This is a genomic window from Cellulomonas sp. NPDC089187 (genome assembly GCF_040685135.1).
Taxonomy (GTDB): domain Bacteria; phylum Actinomycetota; class Actinomycetes; order Actinomycetales; family Cellulomonadaceae; genus Cellulomonas.
Window position 1 is genome coordinate 368,049 of the sequence record NZ_JBFBHI010000004.1, and the last position, 17,212, is coordinate 385,260.

The window sequence follows — 17,212 nt, forward strand, 5'->3', positions numbered from 1 at the left end:
CGATGACCGACCCCGTGCGCGCGCTCGCCCTGCTGGCCCACCGGCTGGCCGGCGTCGCCGTGCCGGAGGAGGTCCACCAGATCGCACTCGACACGATCGGCACCCTGGTCGACGGTTCCCGCACCGTGCTGCGGTGGGAACACGACGTCCAGGCCGTGATCGCGGGTGACCCGGTGGACGACTTCACCGCGCTCGATGGGGACGTGCTGCGCGAGCTGCGCCGCACCGGGGAGACCCTGCTACTGCCCGCCTCCGGTCGCACCCCACCGCGGCTGGTCGCACCGGTGCGGGTCAACGACGAGCTCTGGGGCGCAGTGCTGCTGCGCCGGCCCACCCCGTTCACCCCGGATGACGCCGCCCGCGCTGAGCTGGTCGGTGCGCTGGCCGGGGCCGCCATCGCCCGCACCGATCTGGCCGAGCAGGTCCGGCACCTGGTCTCCGATGACGCCCTCACCGGGTTGAGCACCCGGCGCGTCGCCGACGAGGCCGCCCACCAGGCGCTGGCCTCCGGGCAGGAGACCTGCGTGGTGATGTGCGATGTGGACGGGTTGAAGCGGGTGAACGACGACCTGGGTCACGACGCGGGCGACGATCTGCTGCGCGCGGTGGCCGGGGTGCTACGGCGGGCCGGAGCGGGGCTGCCCGGGTCGACGGTGGCTAGGATCGGCGGCGACGAGTTCTGCCTGGTCACCCAGGACACTCCGCGGGCGACGGTGGCCCGGGTGATGGAGTCGGCCGTGGCGGAGGTGCCGTTGCCGCACGGCGCGTCCCTGTCCTACGGGATCGCGTCCTCGGTGCGGGGATCACTGGGCAGCCGTCCAACCACCCGGTCGCTGTTCCGCCGGGCCGATGCGGCGCAGTACCACGCCAAGCGGGCGCATGCGGCGCAACGCTCACGGCAGTACCGCTCCGACGACCCGGCCACCGTGCTGGGCCGTACCGTCTCCGCCGCGGTCACTGCCCTGTCCCGCTCCGGGTCGCACCGGCTCGGCCGGCTGTGCGCACTGGCACCGGCGATCAGCGAGGCGATGGGCGGATCGGCCTGGGCGGTGCACCGGGAGCTGACCGGCAATCCGGAGGGCGAACAGTGGGCGGCGGTGGCCCGGGGCGGGTCCAGCGGGGCGCACCTGCCCGATGTGCGCCGGATCGAGCTGCACGAGGGCGAGTGGGTGATCACCGTGGAGAGCACCCTGCCCAAATACGACCGCACGGTGGATGCCACCCTGCACACCCTGATATCGCTGGCGGTGCTGGGCGGCGCCTGACTCAGCCGTGCAGCGGCAGGCTCAACTGTGTCACCGCACCGGCCACCACCCGCACCGGTACACCCCACTCCTGGGAGTTCAGGTGGCAGGCGGGGAACTCGATGGCAGGGTCGGCGTCGCAGGACGCGGCCCGGGCGGTGATGTGCAGCACCCCTTCGGTGATCTCTGGGTTGATCCGCAGCGTCCGGGTGAGCGGAATGTCCCGGCCCTCGCCATCCAGCAGCAACTCCGGCGGGGAACTGGACACCGTCAGTTGGGTGGACGGGCCGTAGCGGTCGTCGTACTTCTGCCCCGCGGCCGGGGTGAACACCACATCCAGGGACAGGGTGCCCGGGGCAATGTCGGTGGCGGGTCGTGCGGTGCGGTGCGCGCCCGCGTCCAGGATCTCCCCCGCCAACGTCGACGGCAGGGCGATCCGGGTCAGGCGATGCGCCGCCGACTCGACCACCAGCACGGTCAGGTCACCGTCCTGTGCCGGCAACACGACGATGCCGCTCGGCTCAGCCAGGCCGGTGGCCAGCGTCGACACCTGCCCGTCCGGGGCCCAGCGGCGCAGTGCCCCGTTGTAGGTGTCCGCGATCAGCACCGAGCCGTCCGGCAGCGCGGCGACGCCGAGCGGGTGTTGGAGCAGTGCCTGGTCGGCGGCACCGTCGCGGTGGCCGAAGTCGTAGAGGCCGGAACCCACCGCCGTGCCGACCGTGATCGGAGTCCAGGCATCAGCCGGGCCACCGAAGGAATCGTCAGCATCGTGCAGGTCCAGGTGACGCAGTGCCGAGGTCTCCGCGTCGGCGAGCCACACCTGACCGTCCGGGCCGAGGCTCAGACCCGAGGGCTGCGCGAACCACGCACCGGCCGGGTCGCCGTCCTCCAACCCCTCGTTCATCGTCCCCGCCACCGGCTCGATCGCCGGGCGCACCGGGTCGAAGGCCCACAGCTGGTGATTGCCCGCCATCGCCACCAGCGCGGTGCCGGTCGCCGGAACCCACACCACGTCCCACGGCGAGGACAGCGGCACGGTGCGTGGATCGCGCGGCGCACCGTCCACCCGCCACAGCTCCGGCTGCCCGGGCAATGGGGCGGGCACGGTGGGCTCACCGACCAGGTACTGCGTGCCGGTGCCGGCCACCGTGGTCACCGTGCCGTCGGCGAGGCGAACCCCGCGCAGCGCATGGTTGACGGTGTCCGCGACCAGCACGTCGTAGCCCGCCTGCTCGGCCACCGACGGCGGCAGCAGGGTCAGCCCGTTGGGCTCGGAGAACCGGGCGGTGCCCGCGTCACCGTCGACTAGGCCACGCTCACCGGTGCCGATCCGCCGCACCAGGGTCTCCCCGTCAGCGGCCAGCTCCGCCAGGGAGTGGTGACCGGCGTCGGCGACCAGCAAGTTCCCCGACGGCAGCTGCACCGCCTTGGCCGGGAACCGCAGTGTGCCCGCCGCCGGCTCCGGCGGCACGTACACGCCGCCCCCGCGGTGCAGGGTGCCCTTCGCCTCGTGCTCGGCGATCAGCTCCTCAACCAGCACGGTCAGGTTGCTCAGATGCCCCTCACCGGCCATCTGCGCGACGATGTAGCCCTCCGGGTCGATGACCACCAGCGTGGGCCAGGCCCGGGCGGTGTATGCCGACCAGGTGACCAGCTCCGGGTCGTCCAGCACCGGGTGGTGCACCTCATAGCGCTCCACGGCGGCGGCCAGCGCATCCGGGTCGGCCTCGTGCGCGAACTTGGGCGAGTGCACGCCGATGATCGTCAGCACGTCACGGTGCTGCTCCTCCAACTCCCGCAGCTCGTCCAGCACGTGCAGGCAGTTGATGCAGCAGAAGGTCCAGAAGTCGAGCAACACGATCTTGCCGCGCAGATCGGCCAGCGTGATCTGGGCACCGCCGGTGTTGAGCCACCCCCGGCCCAGGAGTGCAGAGGCGCGGACGCGGGGCAGGCGGCTGGTCGACTGGGTCACGGGAGAAGTCAACCGCATCCGGTCCCCTAGCGTTCCCGACCGGTCATCCACCGGGCACACGCAACCATCGACGTGCGCAACCGTCAGGTTGTCCAACCTCCGCGCTCCTGGAGAACCCCCTCGACACACCTCTGATGCCCTCAATCGCGCGCGCCGGGCACCCGGTCGGGCCGCCGGAGCCCCCGGTCAGCGGCTCACGGCACCTCTCGGTCAGTAAGGTCCGGCCTGGCACCAAGGGGGAGGGTGGACTGTGCCCGACTCCCGTTCGTCCTGATCAGGAGAGTCGATGTCCTCACCATTGCCGCCCACCGGCCCTCGTTCCCCCGAATGGGGTGAACCGACGCTGCCAGGATTCGTCCCGGCCTACCCGGACCCCGCCCAGCCCGGCATGAGCGGCCCGGCCGCGCTGTCTGGTGACTCGACGGGGCAGGCAGCACCCGGTGCACCCGGTCCGGCCGCGGCGCTGCCCGCCCGCCCGGCGACCGCATGGGGCTCCTTGATCGGCGTCGCTGCGGCGCGGGCCGGTGCTGGGTACCTGATCGCGCTGGTGTTCGGTCTGGTCCAAGTCCTGCTCTGCCTGCTCGTGGTGGACGGGATGCCCTGGACCTCCGTGATCGCCGGGCCGCCGATCCTGGCCGGGATGGGACTGTTCGGCGGAGTGCACCTGTCGGCGTCGACGTCGGCACTGGGCTTCAGTGCTGAGGCGTCCGGCTCGGGCCGGATGCTGTCGCTGTCCATGCTGCTGGTGATTCTTGCCGCCGTCGCCGCGATGGCACTGCTCCAGCGTCGATTCGCGCGGATGCCCGCCACCCCGGCCCAGCGTTGGATCACTGCCGGGTTTACCGGAGGATTCCTCGCGGTGATCGCCACCGTGATCGCCCTGGTCGCCCGGGTGTCCCTGGAGGGCATGACCCTCAGCGGGCTCGGCGTCGACCTGTTCCTCGGTGCCCTGATCGTCGGTGCGCTCGCCTCCGCGATCGGGGACGTGCTCGGTCGCCGCGGTCGCCTACACCTGGACCGGATCGGCCTGCGCCCCCGGCACGGGTTCGGTGTGCGCGCCGGGCTCAGCGCCCTCAGTGTGCAGCTCCTCATCCCCGCGATCGTGCTGTTCGTCGTGACCGTGGTCATGGCCGGGATTCAGGATGCCCGCAGCCTGGCCGCACTGCCGTTGATCGGGCTGAACGGGTGGCTGTGGGCGGTCGGTGTGCTGTTCGGCGGCGGTCTGCTGCTCAGCGGAACCGGCGGGGGCATGGGCATGAACAGCTCCATGACCACGGTCGGCACGCTGTTCAACGCGAACCTGTCCTGGTGGGTCGTGCTGCTGATCGTCCTGCTCGCCCTGGTGTCGGTGCTGGCCGCGGCCTTCACCCTGGCGGTGCGGCGACCGGTGACGACCTGGTCGCGGGTGTGGGTCACTCCGGCGGTGTACGCCGGGGCTGCCGTGCTGCTCACCGTGCTGAGCGTGGCCAGCGTCGGGGGCAACCTGGGCGTGTTCGGCATCGGCGGTTCGGTCAACGTGCTGGTGCTGATCGGACCGTGGTGGTTCCTCGCGATGGCAGCGTGGGCGATGGTGGTCGAGCTCGGCGCTCGGTACGTGGCGCTGCCGGTGCTGCGGATGCTGTCACCGCGCGCCCAGGCCTCGCTCGGGCGGCTGGTGGTGCCGACCGCGTTCACTGGTCCGGTCTCGGCGCCCCAAGAGGCCTTCGTCGGCGGGGACCCGGCAGCGCAGGCCAGCCCGATCGCCGACATGAGCCCGGCTCCGCAGAGCGCGTTCCCCGGCAGCGCGCCCGGGCACCCCGGTGTCACCACCGCGCACAGCGGTGTCGCCGCAGGGCAGCCAGGCGTCACCGCAGAGCAGCTTGGCGTCACCGCAGAGCAGCCCGGTGCCAGCGCGCCGATGCCGACGATGCCGGTCGACGGGGCCGCGCCGACCTTCGCCCCGCAGGCGCCCTACGGTCAGCCCGCGGTGCCGATGGACCCCGAACGTCAGCGGAAGATCCGCCGCCGGGTGATCTGGGCGGTCAGCAGTGTGGGCGCGGTCGTCGTCCTGCTGGTGGCCGGTGTGATCACCATCGCGCAGATCAACTCCCGGGTGTACGGCCCCGGTGCCCAGGCGCAGGAGTTCTTCGATGCGCTGGAGCAGGGCTCGGCCAGTGACGCCCTCGCGATGGCGGACCTGGATCTGAGCCCGGCGGACCAGGCGCTGCTCACCGACGAGATCTACGGGGCCGCCGAGTCCCGCCCGCAGGACATGCGCGTGCGCAGCACCACCACCTACGGCTCGACCGCCTCAGTGTCGGTGGAGTTCACCCAGGGCGACCGGTCGGTCACCGGCAGCGTGCTGCTGGAGAAGACTGGACGCACCGGGGTGTTCTTCGACCAGTGGCGGATCATCGACGCGCCCCTGGGCTCGCTGAGCACCAGCCTCTACGACACCGAGGAGGTCGTGGTGAACGGCCAAACCGTGACGTTGGAGGCCTCCACCGTGACGGTGTTGCCCGGCGAGTACACGGTGTCCCTGCCGGAGAGCACCTGGATGGAGTCGTCCACCGCCACCGCCGTGGTCTACGGGGATGCCTGGACCACGCTGGACGAGGTGGCGCTGAGCCCGAACGCCGAGTTCGAGACCGAGGCCAAGCGGGTCGTGGACGAGTACCTCAACGGCTGCCTGGCCCAGGCCGACCTGGCCCCGAGGAACTGCCCGAACCAGGCGTGGGAGTGGCGCACCGTCAACGACCTGACCTGGACGATGGACGAGGCACCCACCTACAGCTTCGAGCCGAGCTGGCGCAGCGACACCAGCTTCACCGTGTCCGCACGGGGCGGGAAGGCCACCGCCTCGGGCACCTACGCGGAGGAGACCTACAGCACCGCGGTCGGCGACCCGTTCTCGGAGACCTCCAACCTGAGCTTCAGCGGGACCATCGAGATCACGGGCGACGAGCTGGTCTTCAGCTACGGGTACTGACGGCTCGGGGGTGCGCGGCGGAATACCGCGCACCCCCGGTCGCCTCAGCCCAGCTCCTCCGGCAGGGTCGGCAGCTCCTCACCGGTCAGCCCCAGCACGTGCTCGGCCAGGAAGCGCTCGACCACCTGGTACCAGACCTTCGCGTGCTGCGGGGTGAGAATCCAGTGGTTCTCGTCCGGGAAGTACAGGAACCGGTGCGGGGTCCGGCCCTGGTCGTCCGCAGGCAGCCCGGAGCGGGACAGCAGCTCGTACCACAGGCGCAGCCCTTCACCGATCGGCACCCGGTAGTCCTTGTCGCCGTGGATGACCAGCATCGGGGTGACGATCTGCTCCACCGACAGGTGGGGGGAGTTGTCCAGCGCCATCTGCGGGGTCATCTCCCGCGCCCAGTAGAACGAGTCATCCGTGGTCGGCCCGAACTGGTCGAGCGCCCACAGGCTGGCATGCGTGACGATCCCGCGGAACCGGTCGGTGTGCCCCGCCACCCAGTTGGCCATGTACCCACCGAAGGACCCGCCCATCGCCGCGGTGCGGGTCTCGTCGATGTCGGACCGGGCGACCGCCACGTCGGTCAGCGCCATCAGGTCGGTGAACGGTGCCGCACCCCAGGCACCCCAGCCACGCTGGATGAAGTCCTGGCCGTACCCGGTGGACAGCGCCGGGTCGGGCAGCAGCACCGCATAGCCTCGGGCGGCGAGGATCCACGGGTTCCACCGCCAGGACCAGGTGTTCCAGGAGCCGAGCGGACCGCCGTGGATCCACAGCAGCAGCGGTGCAGGAGTGGTCGCGTCCGCCCCCTCCGGCAGCACCAGCCAGGAGCGCAGCGCCGACCCGTCCTCAGCGGTGGCGGTGACCTCGGTGAGCGTGCCGGGCAGCTCGGGCAGCGGCGCCGGGGCGGGCAGGGCCACCGCCTCGACCGGCCCGGAGGCCAGCGCGCCCGCCAGGTCGATCCGCACCGGGTGCGCCGGGGCCAGGTAGGACGACCGCAGCGCGTACAGCGTCCGACCGTCCGGGCTGAGCTGCAGGTCGGTGAACACGGCGTCGTCGGCGGTGACCCGGGTGATCGCCTCGGTGGCCAGATCCAGGTGGAAGACCGGTCCCCGACCGAGGTCATCCGCCTCGATCAACAGCCCGGCACCGTCCCGCGTCCAGGTCAGGTGCCCCGGCCAGCGATCCCAGTCGGCGGCCAGCCGGCGCGGCTCACCGGTGGCGTCCAGGTCGGTCAGCCACAGCTCGACCCGTGGGGCCTGGTGCGGGGTGGACACCGTCTCGCGCAGGTAGGCGACCAGTGCGCCGTCCGGGGAGATCGCCGCGGAGGACAGGTCCGCAGCCGGGTCGTCGACCAGGGTGTTCCGCTCACCGGTGCTCAGGTCGATCCGGACCAGGATCTGCCGCAGCGCGCCCTTCGGGCCAGGGACGGTCCAGCTGGTGACTGCGGTGCGACCGTCCGCGCTGAGCACGGCGTCCTGGTGCCGCAGGCCGATCCCCGGGTCCGGGGTAACGTCGCGCAACTCCGCACGGTCCTCGGTCGAGCTGTCGAGGGTGAACAGGTGCGGCACCGACGGGCCGAGGTCGTGATCCCAGTACCGCACCGGGTACGAGTCGTGCAGGATCGCCGCGACCTTGTGGTCCTTGCGCAGCCTGCGCAGCCGGTCGTCATCCGCCTCGTCAACGGCGGAGGGCAGCACCTCGGACAGGATCGCGGCAACCGGCGCGGCATCGGCGGTCAGCACCCCGTCGATCCCGGCGTGCCGAGTCGCCAGCACCCGGGCTTCGCCACCGGCGGCGGGCAGCAGCCACAGCGCCGACGGGGCATCGTCATCCGTCGACTCCGGGTCCGGACGGGCGGAGGTGAACAGCAGGTCGCCGTCGGCGGTGAACCGCGCGGCGGACTCGCCCTTGGCTGAACGGGTCAGGCGGCGGGCAGGCGCGGCACCGGATGGGTCGACCTCCCACAGCGCGCTGACGTGCTTAGTGCGCTGGGGGTCGAGGGTGGACACCGTCGTGACCAGGCGGGTGCCATCCGGGGAGAGCTGGAGGCCGGAGAGCCGGGGCAGGGCGATGTAGGCATCGAGGTCGTGGAAGGGGGTCGGCATGCGCACCGGTGTATCACGGGCGCGGCTGCTCGTCCCGCTCCGCCAGTCCCGCCAGCATCGCGTTGTACGCGTCCAGCTCTGCATCCCCGTCTCGGTCCACCTTCCGGTCCCGGCGGCGCGCGGTGCGCTCGTCGTCGCGGGACCAGGCCAGGGCGACGCCGATGGCCAGCGCCAGGGTGGGCAGCTCGCCGATGCCCCAGGCGACGCCGCCACCGCGCTGCTGGTCGTCCAGGGCGCTCGGTCCCCAGGGACGGCCGAGGTTGCCGAACCAGTCGGGGACCAGCAGCACCTCGCCGGTGACCAGGGCGACGCCGAAGAACGCGTGGAAGGCCATGGTGGCGAACAGCAGCAGCAGACGCTGCGGGTAGCCGGGTCGCTTGGGGCCGGGGTCGATGCCGACTAGGGCGTTGGCGAACAGGTACCCGGCCAGGGAGAAGTGCAGCACCATCGCGTAGTGGCCGATGCTGGAGGTCAGCGCCCACTCGAAGATGCCGGTGTAGTAGAAGACGATCATCGACCCGGCAAAGTTCACCGCGGCGACCAGCGGGTTGGCGAAGAAGCTGCCCCATCGGCTGTGCACCAGTCCGAGCAGCCACTCACGTGGCCCGCGGGAGGTGTCGGTGCCGCGGGCCTGTCCGGGCCGGGCCGACCCGCGCGAGGGCAGGGCGCGCAGGGCGAGGGTGACCGGTGCGGACAGCGCGAGCAGCACCGGGATCACCATCGCCAGCAGCATGTGCTGGACCATGTGGGCGCTGAACAGGATGTGCCCGTACATCGCCGGTCCACCGGAGGTGGTCCAGAAGAAGACCAGCATCCCGGCGACCCAGCTGAGCGTGCGGGGCCAGGGCCAGTCGTCGCCGCGCCTGCGCAGCCGGATCACCCAGCGCAGGTAGGTGATGATCCCGGCGACGGCGGCGCTGGCCAGCAGCACGTCCCAGCGCCACTGGGTGACCCAGGACAGCGTGGTCGGTTCGGGTGGCAGGGCGTGACCGGTGACGATCTCCGCGGGGGTCGGGTCGGCGATCGGGTCGTCCGGCACCGGCGGGGCGGTAGAACTCAGCGCCACCGCGACACCGGAGACCGCGCCCATCACCGCGAGCTCGACCAGCACCAGCCGCCAGAACAGTCCGGCGACCGGCCCGTCATTGCCGGAGAGCTTGGCCACGACGGCGCGGCGGTGCATCAACCCGAGCAGCCCGAGCACTCCGAACAGTCCGATCTTGGCGAGCAGCAGCAGGCCGTAGCGGGTGCCGAGGTCCGACCAGCTGCCCAGGCGGATCAGCGAGTTGACGATGCCGGAGACGGCGACCAGCGCAAAGCACCACCCGGCGATCACGCTGAATCGCGCGACCGTGGGGGCCAGGTCACGGCCGAGGCGGTGTGCCAGCGGGGCCATCGCGGCCAGCACCCCGATCCACAGGGCCGCACCCACCAGGTGCAGGAACATCGACGAGGTCGCCAGGTCATGCGAGGCGGCTCCGGCGGCGTGCCCGGTCTGCGCGGTCTGCCACAGGGCGACCAGCACCAACAGCGCGGTCCAGGCGGCCCCCACCGGGGAGGTCACCAGCAGGGACAGCGCGGTGACGATCCCGGCGGCGATCACCGCGGTCAGCAGCACCCGTCCCAGCTCGAAGTTCGTCACGAATTGCCCGAGCTCCGCGCCGAAGGCCGGGTCGGTGGGTGACAGTCCGGCGACATTCGCGTAGGTGAGCACCAGCTCGACCACCGCGATCAGCGTCCACGCGGCGGCCGCGGCGGCCGTCACCCCGGAGGCGGCGCGCACCACCGTGGTGTCCGCCCGGCGAGGCAGGACGGTGGCCAGCAGGACCAGTCCACCGAGGGTGAGCGACGCGGCCAGCTCGCTGAGCGTGCTCGCCACCGGCAGACCCCACCGCACCAGCGCCCCGGGGTCGCGCAGCAGCACCGGGTCGGCGGCTCCGCTGAAGGCGATGCCGATCAGCACTGCGGCGACGCCGGCGACGGCCAGTGCGGCGATCCGGGTGACGCCGAAGGTGGAGGTGGGGCGCGTCGCGGTCCCCGCGGTGGTGCTCACTTGTCCTGGGCGGCCTTCGACTTGCGGCGTTCGATCACGATGACGACCACTGCGGCGACCACCGCCAGCGCACCCACCACAATGGCGAGGATCACCCCGGCGGCCAGACCGGCATCCTCATCCTGGGCCATCGCGTCCGGCGCAGGGGTGACGTCCACCGTCGCCTCGGAGATGGGCTCGGGCACCTGGGTGGCCTGCGTGGTCACCTCGGGGCTGGCCTCCGCACCCGGGTCAACACCCACGGCGGTGGCGGCCTGCGCGGTGAAGGTGAGGCTGCCGTCGATGGGATGGCCGTCCGCAGAGGTCACCCGCCAGGTGACGGTGTACACCCCCGCGGGCAGGTCACCGGCCAGCGGCTGACTCACGGTGGCGTCGGCCAGCTGCGGTGCGCCCTCGCTGACCGTGACCCCGTTCGGATCGGTGACGACAATCTCCGAGCCGAGCGCCTGGGCGGCCTCGTTGAACACCAGGGTGATCTGCTCCGGCGCGGTGGCGACGGTCGACCCATCGACTGGATCGCTGGAGATCAGGCTGTTGTGCGCGGTGGCGTGGGGGGCACCCCACACCATCAGCACAAGGCCGCAGAGGGCCACCGCGAGCGCGGCGGCGAGACGTGGGAGGGCAGGGCGGGACGGGGCGGCCACAGAACGGCTGACGATGCTCACCTGCCCATCATGACCCGGGCGGGCCGTCGAGGGCGGCCGAGGTGGCTCAAGTCACCCTCGGCAGAAGCCTCTGTGGATAACCCCTCGACCGGCGGGGGCGCGGCCTAGCGTCGGATCATGACCTCGTTGGTGGCGGATATCGACCCGTGGGACCGGCCACGGGAACGCCTGCTGCGCCTGGGGCCGGATGCACTCTCCGATGTGGAGCTGGTGGCGTTGCTGCTCGGTTCCGGCCGACCCGGAGCGGGGGTGATGGAGTGCGCCCGGGAACTGCTGGACCGGCACGGCGGGCTCGCCGGACTCGCCGCACAGCAGAGCACCACCCTGGCCGCGGTGCCCGGCGTCGGCCCGGCCAAGGCCACCCGGGTCGCGGCAGCGCTGGCACTGGCCCGCCGGTTCGGCACGTCCACCGACCGCCGCCGCACGGTGCGCGGCCCCGCGGATGTGCGCCGACTCGCCGGTCCGCTCCTCGCCGGAGTGCCGGACGACCGGGTGGTGGTGATCGCCGCGGACCGCGCCAACCGGGTGCTGGGCTCCGGCGTCCTGCCCGACGCACATGCACATGCCGCCCGTCCGCCGGTGCGGGAGGTGTTGGCCGAGGTGCTGCGCCGCGGTGCGGTGACCTTCGCGTTGGCCCATCGCCATGCCGACGACGACCCCTGCCGCGACGGGCCGTTCATCGCCGATCTGGTCGACGGTGCGGCGCTGTGCGGCCTGCGTCTGCTCGACCACGTGGTGCTGCGCGGGGACGACAATGGTCCGGTGACCGATGCCCCTGTTCTGCACATCGCCGCCGCCCTGATCACCGACGAGCAGGGCCGCTACCTGCTGGTCCGCAAGCGCGGCACCACGGCGTTCATGCAGGCGGGCGGCAAGATCGAGCCCGGTGAGGCCCCCGATGTCGCGCTGGTGCGGGAGATCGGCGAGGAACTGTCGCTGCGCGTCTCCGTGACCGACCTGCGACCGCTCGGCGTGCGGGACGCCCCGGCGGCGAATGAGCCCGGCTACCGCGTGACCGCGCATGTGTACGCCCTGGACGGGGTCACCGGCGCGGTCGCCACCGCGGAGATCGAGGAGGCGGTCTGGGTCGACCACGACCAGGCCGCCGCGTTGGAGCTGGCCCCGTTGACCGCCGACCTGCTCGGGATCGCCCGGCCGGTCGCCTGAGCCGCATACGCCGCCCTCACCTACTGTCGGAACATGGCCCGAAGCATCGCCTCCACCACGCCTGTCGACCTGCCGACCCTGCTGGACTTCGTCCGGCCTCGGCACCACCTGCTGCTGGTCACCGCCCGCGCGGACGGTCGCCCGCAGATCTCCCCGGTGTCCGGCGGCGTCGACGACCAGGGCCGGATCGTCATCTCCACCTACCCCGGCCGCGCCAAGGCCGTGAACGCCGAGCGCCGTCCCCAGGTGTCGGTGTGCGTGCTCTCCGACGACTTCGGCGATGCCTGGGTGCAGGTCGACGGCGACGCTGAGGTGCTGCACATGCCCGAGGCCGAGGACGCGCTGGTCGACTACTACCGCTGCATCGCCGGTGAGCACCCGGACTGGGACGAATACCGCGCCGCGATGCGGGTGCAAGGCAAGTCGCTGATCCGCGTCACGCCGACCCGGTGGGGACCGATCGCCACCGGCGGGTTCCCGGCGGATGTCGCGGCGCGATTGGACGGCTGAACACAAACCAGCCCGCCACCACGCAGGGTGACGGGCTGATCATGATGCTGTGCGTCTACCAGCTGTCCCCGGGTCAGCCCCAGACCAGCCCCTGCGCCGGGTCGCCCAGCACCGCCGCCACATCCGCCAGCACCCGCGACCCGAGTTCCCCGTCCACCAACCGGTGATCGAAGCTCAGTGCGAGCTGGGTGACGTAGCGGGGCTTGATCTTGCCCTTGTGCACCCACGGCTGCTGCCGGATCGCACCGAAGGCCAGGATGGCGGCCTCGCCGGGGTTGAGGATCGGGGTGCCGGTGTCGATGCCGAAGACGCCGACGTTGGTGATGGTGATGGTGCCGTCGGACATGTCGGTGGGTGAGGTCTTGCCGGCGCGGGCGGTGGAGGTGAGCCCGGCGATGCCCTCGGCCAGCTCGTGCAGGCCCATTCGGTGAGCGTCCTTGATGTTGGGGACGACCAGGCCGCGCGGGGTGGCGGCGGCGATGCCGAGGTTCACGTAGTGCTTGTAGACGATCTCCTGCGCGGCCTCGTCCCAGGAGGCGTTGATCTCCGGGTGGCGGCGGACAGCGAGCAGCAGGGCCTTGGCGGTGATCAGCAGCGGGGTGACGCGCACGTCGGCGAACTCGCGCTCTTCACGCAGCCGGGCGACCAGCTTCATGGTGCGGGTGACGTCGACGGTGTGGAAGACGGTGACGTGCGGGGCGGTGAAGGCGCTGGCCACCATCGCCTCGGCGGTGCGCTTGCGGACGGACTTCACCGGGACCCGGGTCTGGCGGCCATCAGCGGACACGGTGCCGGAGGCGAGCCAGGGCTGGTCGTCGCCGGGGTAGGTGGCCAGACCGCGGGGTTCAGCCTGCGCTGAGTACGCGAGCACGTCCTCGCGGGTGACGATGCCACCGGGGCCGGTGGGCTGCACGGACTCCAGGTCGACGCCGAGGTCGCGGGCGAGCTTGCGGACCGGGGGCTTGGCCAGGGCGCGGTGCAGGGTGGGCTGCGGCGACGTGGGGATGGCACCGGTGCTGGCCGCGAGCGTGGCACCCGGTCCTGCGGTACCCAACCCGACGGCACCCGGCCCGGCGGTCGTTCCCGTGCTGCCAGCGGGCGAGGCCACGGCAGCACCCTGACCGGTGTGCACGCCAGCGGGCGACGCGCCTGCGGCGGAGCCGGCGGTCACCGCAGCGGTCCCGTCAGCAGCCGATGGCGCACCCACCGCGGGGTCGCCCTCGGCGGAGGTGAAGCGCGCCCGGCGGCGGCTCGGAGCCTCGGCTGTGCCGTAGCCGACCAGCACCGCACCACCGGCATCGCCACCAGAGCCAGCGGCGACACCCGAGTCAGCATTCGCGCCGGCCGCCACTGCAGCCCCAGCACCGGCGTCGGCGGCAGACGCGGGGCCCGACGCCGACTCCGCAGCGCCGCCGCGCACGTAAGGCGCACCGGCACCCTGCGGATCGGTGTCCACCACGATGATCGGCACGCCGACCTCGACGGTCTCACCCTCGCTGACCAGCAGGTCGACGACCACACCGCTGTACGGGCTGGGCAGGTCCACCAGCGACTTGGCGGTCTCCACCTCGACGATGGTCTGGTTGACCGTGACGGTGTCACCGACGGCGACGTGCCAGGCAGCGATCTCGGCCTCGGTCAGGCCCTCACCGGCGTCGGGGAGGTTGAACTGCTGGTAGGACGGCACAGGTTCTCCTTGTGGTGCGGGCAGTTCAGTGGGCGAGGACGCGGTCGACGGCGTCCAGCACCCGGTCGAGGCCGGGCAGGTACTCGTGCTCCAGTTTGGCCACCGGGTAGGGGGTGTGGAAGCCACCGACGCGGAGCACCGGCGCCTCCAGGTGGTAGAAGCACTCCTCGGTGATGCGGGCGGCGACCTCAGCGCCGGTGCCGTAGAGCACCGGGGCCTCGTGCACGACCACGCAGCGGCCGGTGCGACGGACGGACTCGGCCACCGTGGTGACGTCCAGCGGGGAGATGGCCCGCAGGTCGACCACCTCGACGCTACGGCCTTCTGCGGCAGCGGCGTCGGCGACCTTGAGCGCGGTGGTCACGGTCGGGCCGTGCGCGACCAGGGTGACATCGGTGCCGGGGCGCAGAATCCGGGCGGAGTCCAGCACGGAGTCGGCGGCCAGCGGGTCGGACTCGGTGTCGACCTCGCCCTTTTCCCAGTAGCGGCCCTTCGGCTCGAAGAACATCACCGGGTCCGGGCTGGCGATGGCCTGCTGGATCATCACGTGCGCGTCGGCCGGGGTGGCCGGGCTGACCACGCGCAGCCCGGCGGTATGCGCGAACAGCACCTCCGGGGACTCGCTGTGATGCTCCACCGCGCCGATGCCGCCGCCGAAGGGCACCCGGATCACCACGGGCAGGTTCAGCCGCCCGCGGGAGCGGTAGTGCATCTTGGCCAGCTGGGTGGTGATCTGGTCGAAGCCCGGGAAGATGAAGCCGTCGAACTGGATCTCGCACACCGGGCGGTAGCCGCGCAAGGCCAGGCCGATGGCGGTGCCGATGATGCCGGACTCGGCGAGCGGGGTGTCGACCACCCGGTCGTCGCCGAAGTCCTTGGCCAGACCGTCGGTCACCCGGAACACACCGCCGAGGGCGCCGATGTCCTCGCCCATCAGCATGACCTTCGGGTCGCGCTCCATCGCCCGGCGCAGGCCGGTGTTGATCGCCTTGGCGAAGGTGAGCTTCTGGGCGGTCACTGGGCACCTCCGGAGAAGGACGACTCGTAGCGTTCGAACCACTGACGCTCGGCGTCGACGATGGCGTGCGGGGTGGCGTAGACGTGCTCGAACATCGAGCCGGTGCTGGGCCGACCGAGCCCGCGGGTGAACGTCCGGGTGCGCTCGCCCAGGGCGTCCGCCTCGGCGGCGACGGCGGCGCGGAAGTCCTCGGGCAGCTCGCCGATGCCGGTGAGGTAGGCGGTCAGCCGGTCGATCGGGTCGCGCTGACGCCAGTAGTCCTCCTCGGCGGCCGACCGGTAGCGCGTCGGGTCGTCGGAGGTGGTGTGCGCGCCCATCCGGTAGGTGAAGGCCTCGATGAAGGTCGGGCCACCGCCGGACCGGGCCCGCTCCAGCGCCTCAGCCGTCACCGCGTAGCAGGCCAGGACGTCGTTGCCGTCGACCCGGACGCTGGGCACGCCGAAGCCGAGCCCACGGTGCGACAGCGGCACCCGGGTCTGGCGGGTGGTCGACTCGGAGATCGCCCACTGGTTGTTCTGGCAGAACAGCACCAGCGGCGCGTTGTTCACCGCGGAGAACACCAGCGCCTCGTTGACGTCGCCCTGGCTGGTGGCCCCGTCGCCGAAGTAGGTGACCACGGCGGTGTCGCGCGCAGGGTCCCCGGTGCCGACCGCGCCGTCGCGCTGGACACCCATCGCGTAGCCGGTGGCGTGCAGGGTGTGCGAGCCGATCACCAGCGTGTACAGGTGGAAGTTGTGGTCGGCCGGGTTCCAGCCGCCATGGTCGACACCGCGGAACAGCCGGAGCAGTTCAGTCAGGTCCAGGCCGCGGGTGTGGGCGACGCCGTGCTCGCGGTAGGACGGGAAGACGTAGTCCTGCGGGGCCAGCGCGCGACCGGAGCCGATCTGCGCGGCCTCCTGGCCGAGGCTCTGCACCCACAGTCCGAGCTCACCCTGCCGCTGGAGGGAGGTGGCCTCGGTGTCGAAGCGCCGCACCAGCACCATGTCCCGCCACATGCCGCGCAGCGCGTCGGCGTCCAGGTGGGCCACCCGCGGGCTGTAGTCGGGGTTGTCCACCCGCTCCCCGGTGGGGGTGAGCAACTGGACGAGCCCGTCGTCGGTCAGCGGTCCGCTGTCGTGCACGCGGTTCTCCTTCGCCTGCGTCGGCGTCCCGGGTCCGGGACGTCGTCCAACCTACGCCACCGTAGGCTACGCAACCGTAGGTCCGTGGTCCGGGGGGCCGTCAAGACTCACTCCGACCGCTTGTGGAGTTCCCACAACCGCGTTCCACCAGGGTGGCGCGCGCCCCCTCATGCGACGAGCCGGGCATCCCCCAGGTCCGCGGGGGAAAGCCCGAGGGCCGGGTCCATGGTGGTCGCCCGGGCGACACGAACCCGGCCCTCGATGGCCGTGTGGAGGTCAGCGGGACGGGAGTCGGACCACCTCGACAAAGAACTCGTCGATCTGCCGGACCACCTCGATGAATCGGTCGAAGTCCACCGGCTTGGTGACGTAAGCGTTGGCGTGCAGAGAGTAGGAACGGACCACGTCCTCCTCGGCCTCGGAGGTGGTCAGCACCACCACCGGGATCCGGCGCAGCGCCTCATCGCTCTTGAGCGCCTCAAGCACCTCGCGCCCGTCCATCTTGGGCAGGTTGAGGTCGAGGAGCACCAGGTCCGGGGTGGGGGCGTCGGCGTGCTCACCCTCCTTGCGCAGGAACTCCATCGCGCTGACCCCGTCGGCCACCACGGACAGCCGGTTGGCGACCTTGTTGTGCTCGAAGGCCTCCTGGGTCATCAGGACGTCGCCCGGGTCGTCCTCCACCAGCAGTACGTCAATGACCTTGCCCGCCAT

Annotated in this window: 12 protein-coding genes; 4 read left to right on the plus strand and 8 right to left on the minus strand. The window is 71.9% G+C overall.

Going from position 1 to position 17,212, the window contains the following annotated elements:
- Positions 1-2 precede the first annotated feature (2 nt).
- Positions 3-1,265: a sensor domain-containing diguanylate cyclase gene (locus tag AB0N78_RS12970; protein ID WP_363390801.1), complete on the plus strand. Its 1,263-nt coding sequence runs from the start codon at positions 3-5 to the stop codon at positions 1,263-1,265.
- Between the two features lies 1 nt (position 1,266).
- Here the strand turns inward: AB0N78_RS12970 and AB0N78_RS12975 are convergent, their stop codons facing one another.
- On the minus strand, positions 1,267-3,234 hold the full coding sequence (locus AB0N78_RS12975) for an NHL domain-containing thioredoxin family protein (protein WP_363390804.1): 1,968 nt from the start codon (positions 3,232-3,234) through the stop codon (positions 1,267-1,269).
- Positions 3,235-3,502: 268 nt separating this feature from the next.
- Between AB0N78_RS12975 and AB0N78_RS12980 the strand changes: the two genes are divergently transcribed.
- On the plus strand, positions 3,503-6,184 hold the full coding sequence (locus tag AB0N78_RS12980; protein ID WP_363390807.1) for a hypothetical protein: 2,682 nt from the start codon (positions 3,503-3,505) through the stop codon (positions 6,182-6,184).
- A gap of 44 nt (positions 6,185-6,228) precedes the next feature.
- Here AB0N78_RS12980 and AB0N78_RS12985 read toward each other — a convergent pair whose 3' ends face one another.
- From AB0N78_RS12985 to AB0N78_RS12995, 3 genes are read right to left on the minus strand one after another with little or no spacing between them, the layout of a single operon-like run.
- The gene (locus AB0N78_RS12985; RefSeq protein WP_363390810.1) at positions 6,229-8,280 is read right to left on the minus strand and encodes a S9 family peptidase; all 2,052 of its coding nucleotides are present in this window, start codon (positions 8,278-8,280) and stop codon (positions 6,229-6,231) included.
- Between the two features lie 13 nt (positions 8,281-8,293).
- Positions 8,294-10,333 (minus strand): cytochrome c oxidase assembly protein, encoded by a 2,040-nt coding sequence (locus AB0N78_RS12990; protein ID WP_363390813.1) that lies wholly within the window; start codon positions 10,331-10,333, stop codon positions 8,294-8,296.
- Positions 10,330-10,998 carry a copper resistance CopC family protein gene (locus AB0N78_RS12995; RefSeq protein WP_363390816.1) on the minus strand — a complete coding sequence of 223 codons (669 nt, stop codon included), beginning with the start codon at positions 10,996-10,998 and terminating at the stop codon, positions 10,330-10,332. Before AB0N78_RS12995 ends, AB0N78_RS12990 begins: the two co-directional genes overlap by 4 nt.
- Before the next feature lie 117 nt (positions 10,999-11,115).
- Between AB0N78_RS12995 and AB0N78_RS13000 the strand changes: the two genes are divergently transcribed.
- Positions 11,116-12,165, plus strand: a complete 1,050-nt coding sequence (locus tag AB0N78_RS13000) for a UPF0758 domain-containing protein (RefSeq protein ID WP_363390819.1) — start codon at positions 11,116-11,118, stop codon at positions 12,163-12,165.
- Between the two features lie 33 nt (positions 12,166-12,198).
- Complete coding sequence (locus tag AB0N78_RS13005) at positions 12,199-12,675, plus strand: PPOX class F420-dependent oxidoreductase (protein ID WP_363390821.1); 477 nt, start codon at positions 12,199-12,201, stop codon at positions 12,673-12,675.
- Positions 12,676-12,748: 73 nt separating this feature from the next.
- On the opposite strand, the gene AB0N78_RS13010 is transcribed toward AB0N78_RS13005, so the two are convergent.
- The 4 genes from AB0N78_RS13010 to AB0N78_RS13025 all read right to left on the minus strand — a co-directional run bounded on the left by AB0N78_RS13010 (position 12,749) and on the right by AB0N78_RS13025 (position 17,212).
- Positions 12,749-14,362: a dihydrolipoamide acetyltransferase family protein gene (locus AB0N78_RS13010; RefSeq protein ID WP_363390824.1), complete on the minus strand. Its 1,614-nt coding sequence runs from the start codon at positions 14,360-14,362 to the stop codon at positions 12,749-12,751.
- 25 nt (positions 14,363-14,387) lie between these two features.
- Positions 14,388-15,380 (minus strand): alpha-ketoacid dehydrogenase subunit beta, encoded by a 993-nt coding sequence (locus tag AB0N78_RS13015; protein ID WP_363390826.1) that lies wholly within the window; start codon positions 15,378-15,380, stop codon positions 14,388-14,390.
- The gene (pdhA, locus tag AB0N78_RS13020; protein WP_363390829.1) at positions 15,377-16,501 is read right to left on the minus strand and encodes a pyruvate dehydrogenase (acetyl-transferring) E1 component subunit alpha; all 1,125 of its coding nucleotides are present in this window, start codon (positions 16,499-16,501) and stop codon (positions 15,377-15,379) included. Before pdhA ends, AB0N78_RS13015 begins: the two co-directional genes overlap by 4 nt.
- Positions 16,502-16,777: 276 nt before the next feature.
- Positions 16,778-17,212 (minus strand): response regulator, encoded by a 435-nt coding sequence (locus AB0N78_RS13025; protein ID WP_363390831.1) that lies wholly within the window; start codon positions 17,210-17,212, stop codon positions 16,778-16,780.

Excerpts from the sequence above, each read along its gene's own strand:
- AB0N78_RS12970 (WP_363390801.1), top strand. The coding sequence starts at position 3 with ATGACCGACCCCGTGCGCGCGCTCGCCCTGCTGGCCCACCGGCTGGCC.
- AB0N78_RS12975 (WP_363390804.1), bottom strand. The coding sequence starts at position 3,234 with ATGCGGTTGACTTCTCCCGTGACCCAGTCGACCAGCCGCCTGCCCCGC.
- AB0N78_RS12980 (WP_363390807.1), top strand. The coding sequence starts at position 3,503 with ATGTCCTCACCATTGCCGCCCACCGGCCCTCGTTCCCCCGAATGGGGT.
- AB0N78_RS12985 (WP_363390810.1), bottom strand. The coding sequence starts at position 8,280 with ATGCCGACCCCCTTCCACGACCTCGATGCCTACATCGCCCTGCCCCGG.
- AB0N78_RS13000 (WP_363390819.1), top strand. The coding sequence starts at position 11,116 with ATGACCTCGTTGGTGGCGGATATCGACCCGTGGGACCGGCCACGGGAA.
- AB0N78_RS13005 (WP_363390821.1), top strand. The coding sequence starts at position 12,199 with ATGGCCCGAAGCATCGCCTCCACCACGCCTGTCGACCTGCCGACCCTG.
- AB0N78_RS13025 (WP_363390831.1), bottom strand. The coding sequence starts at position 17,212 with ATGGCGGGCAAGGTCATTGACGTACTGCTGGTGGAGGACGACCCGGGC.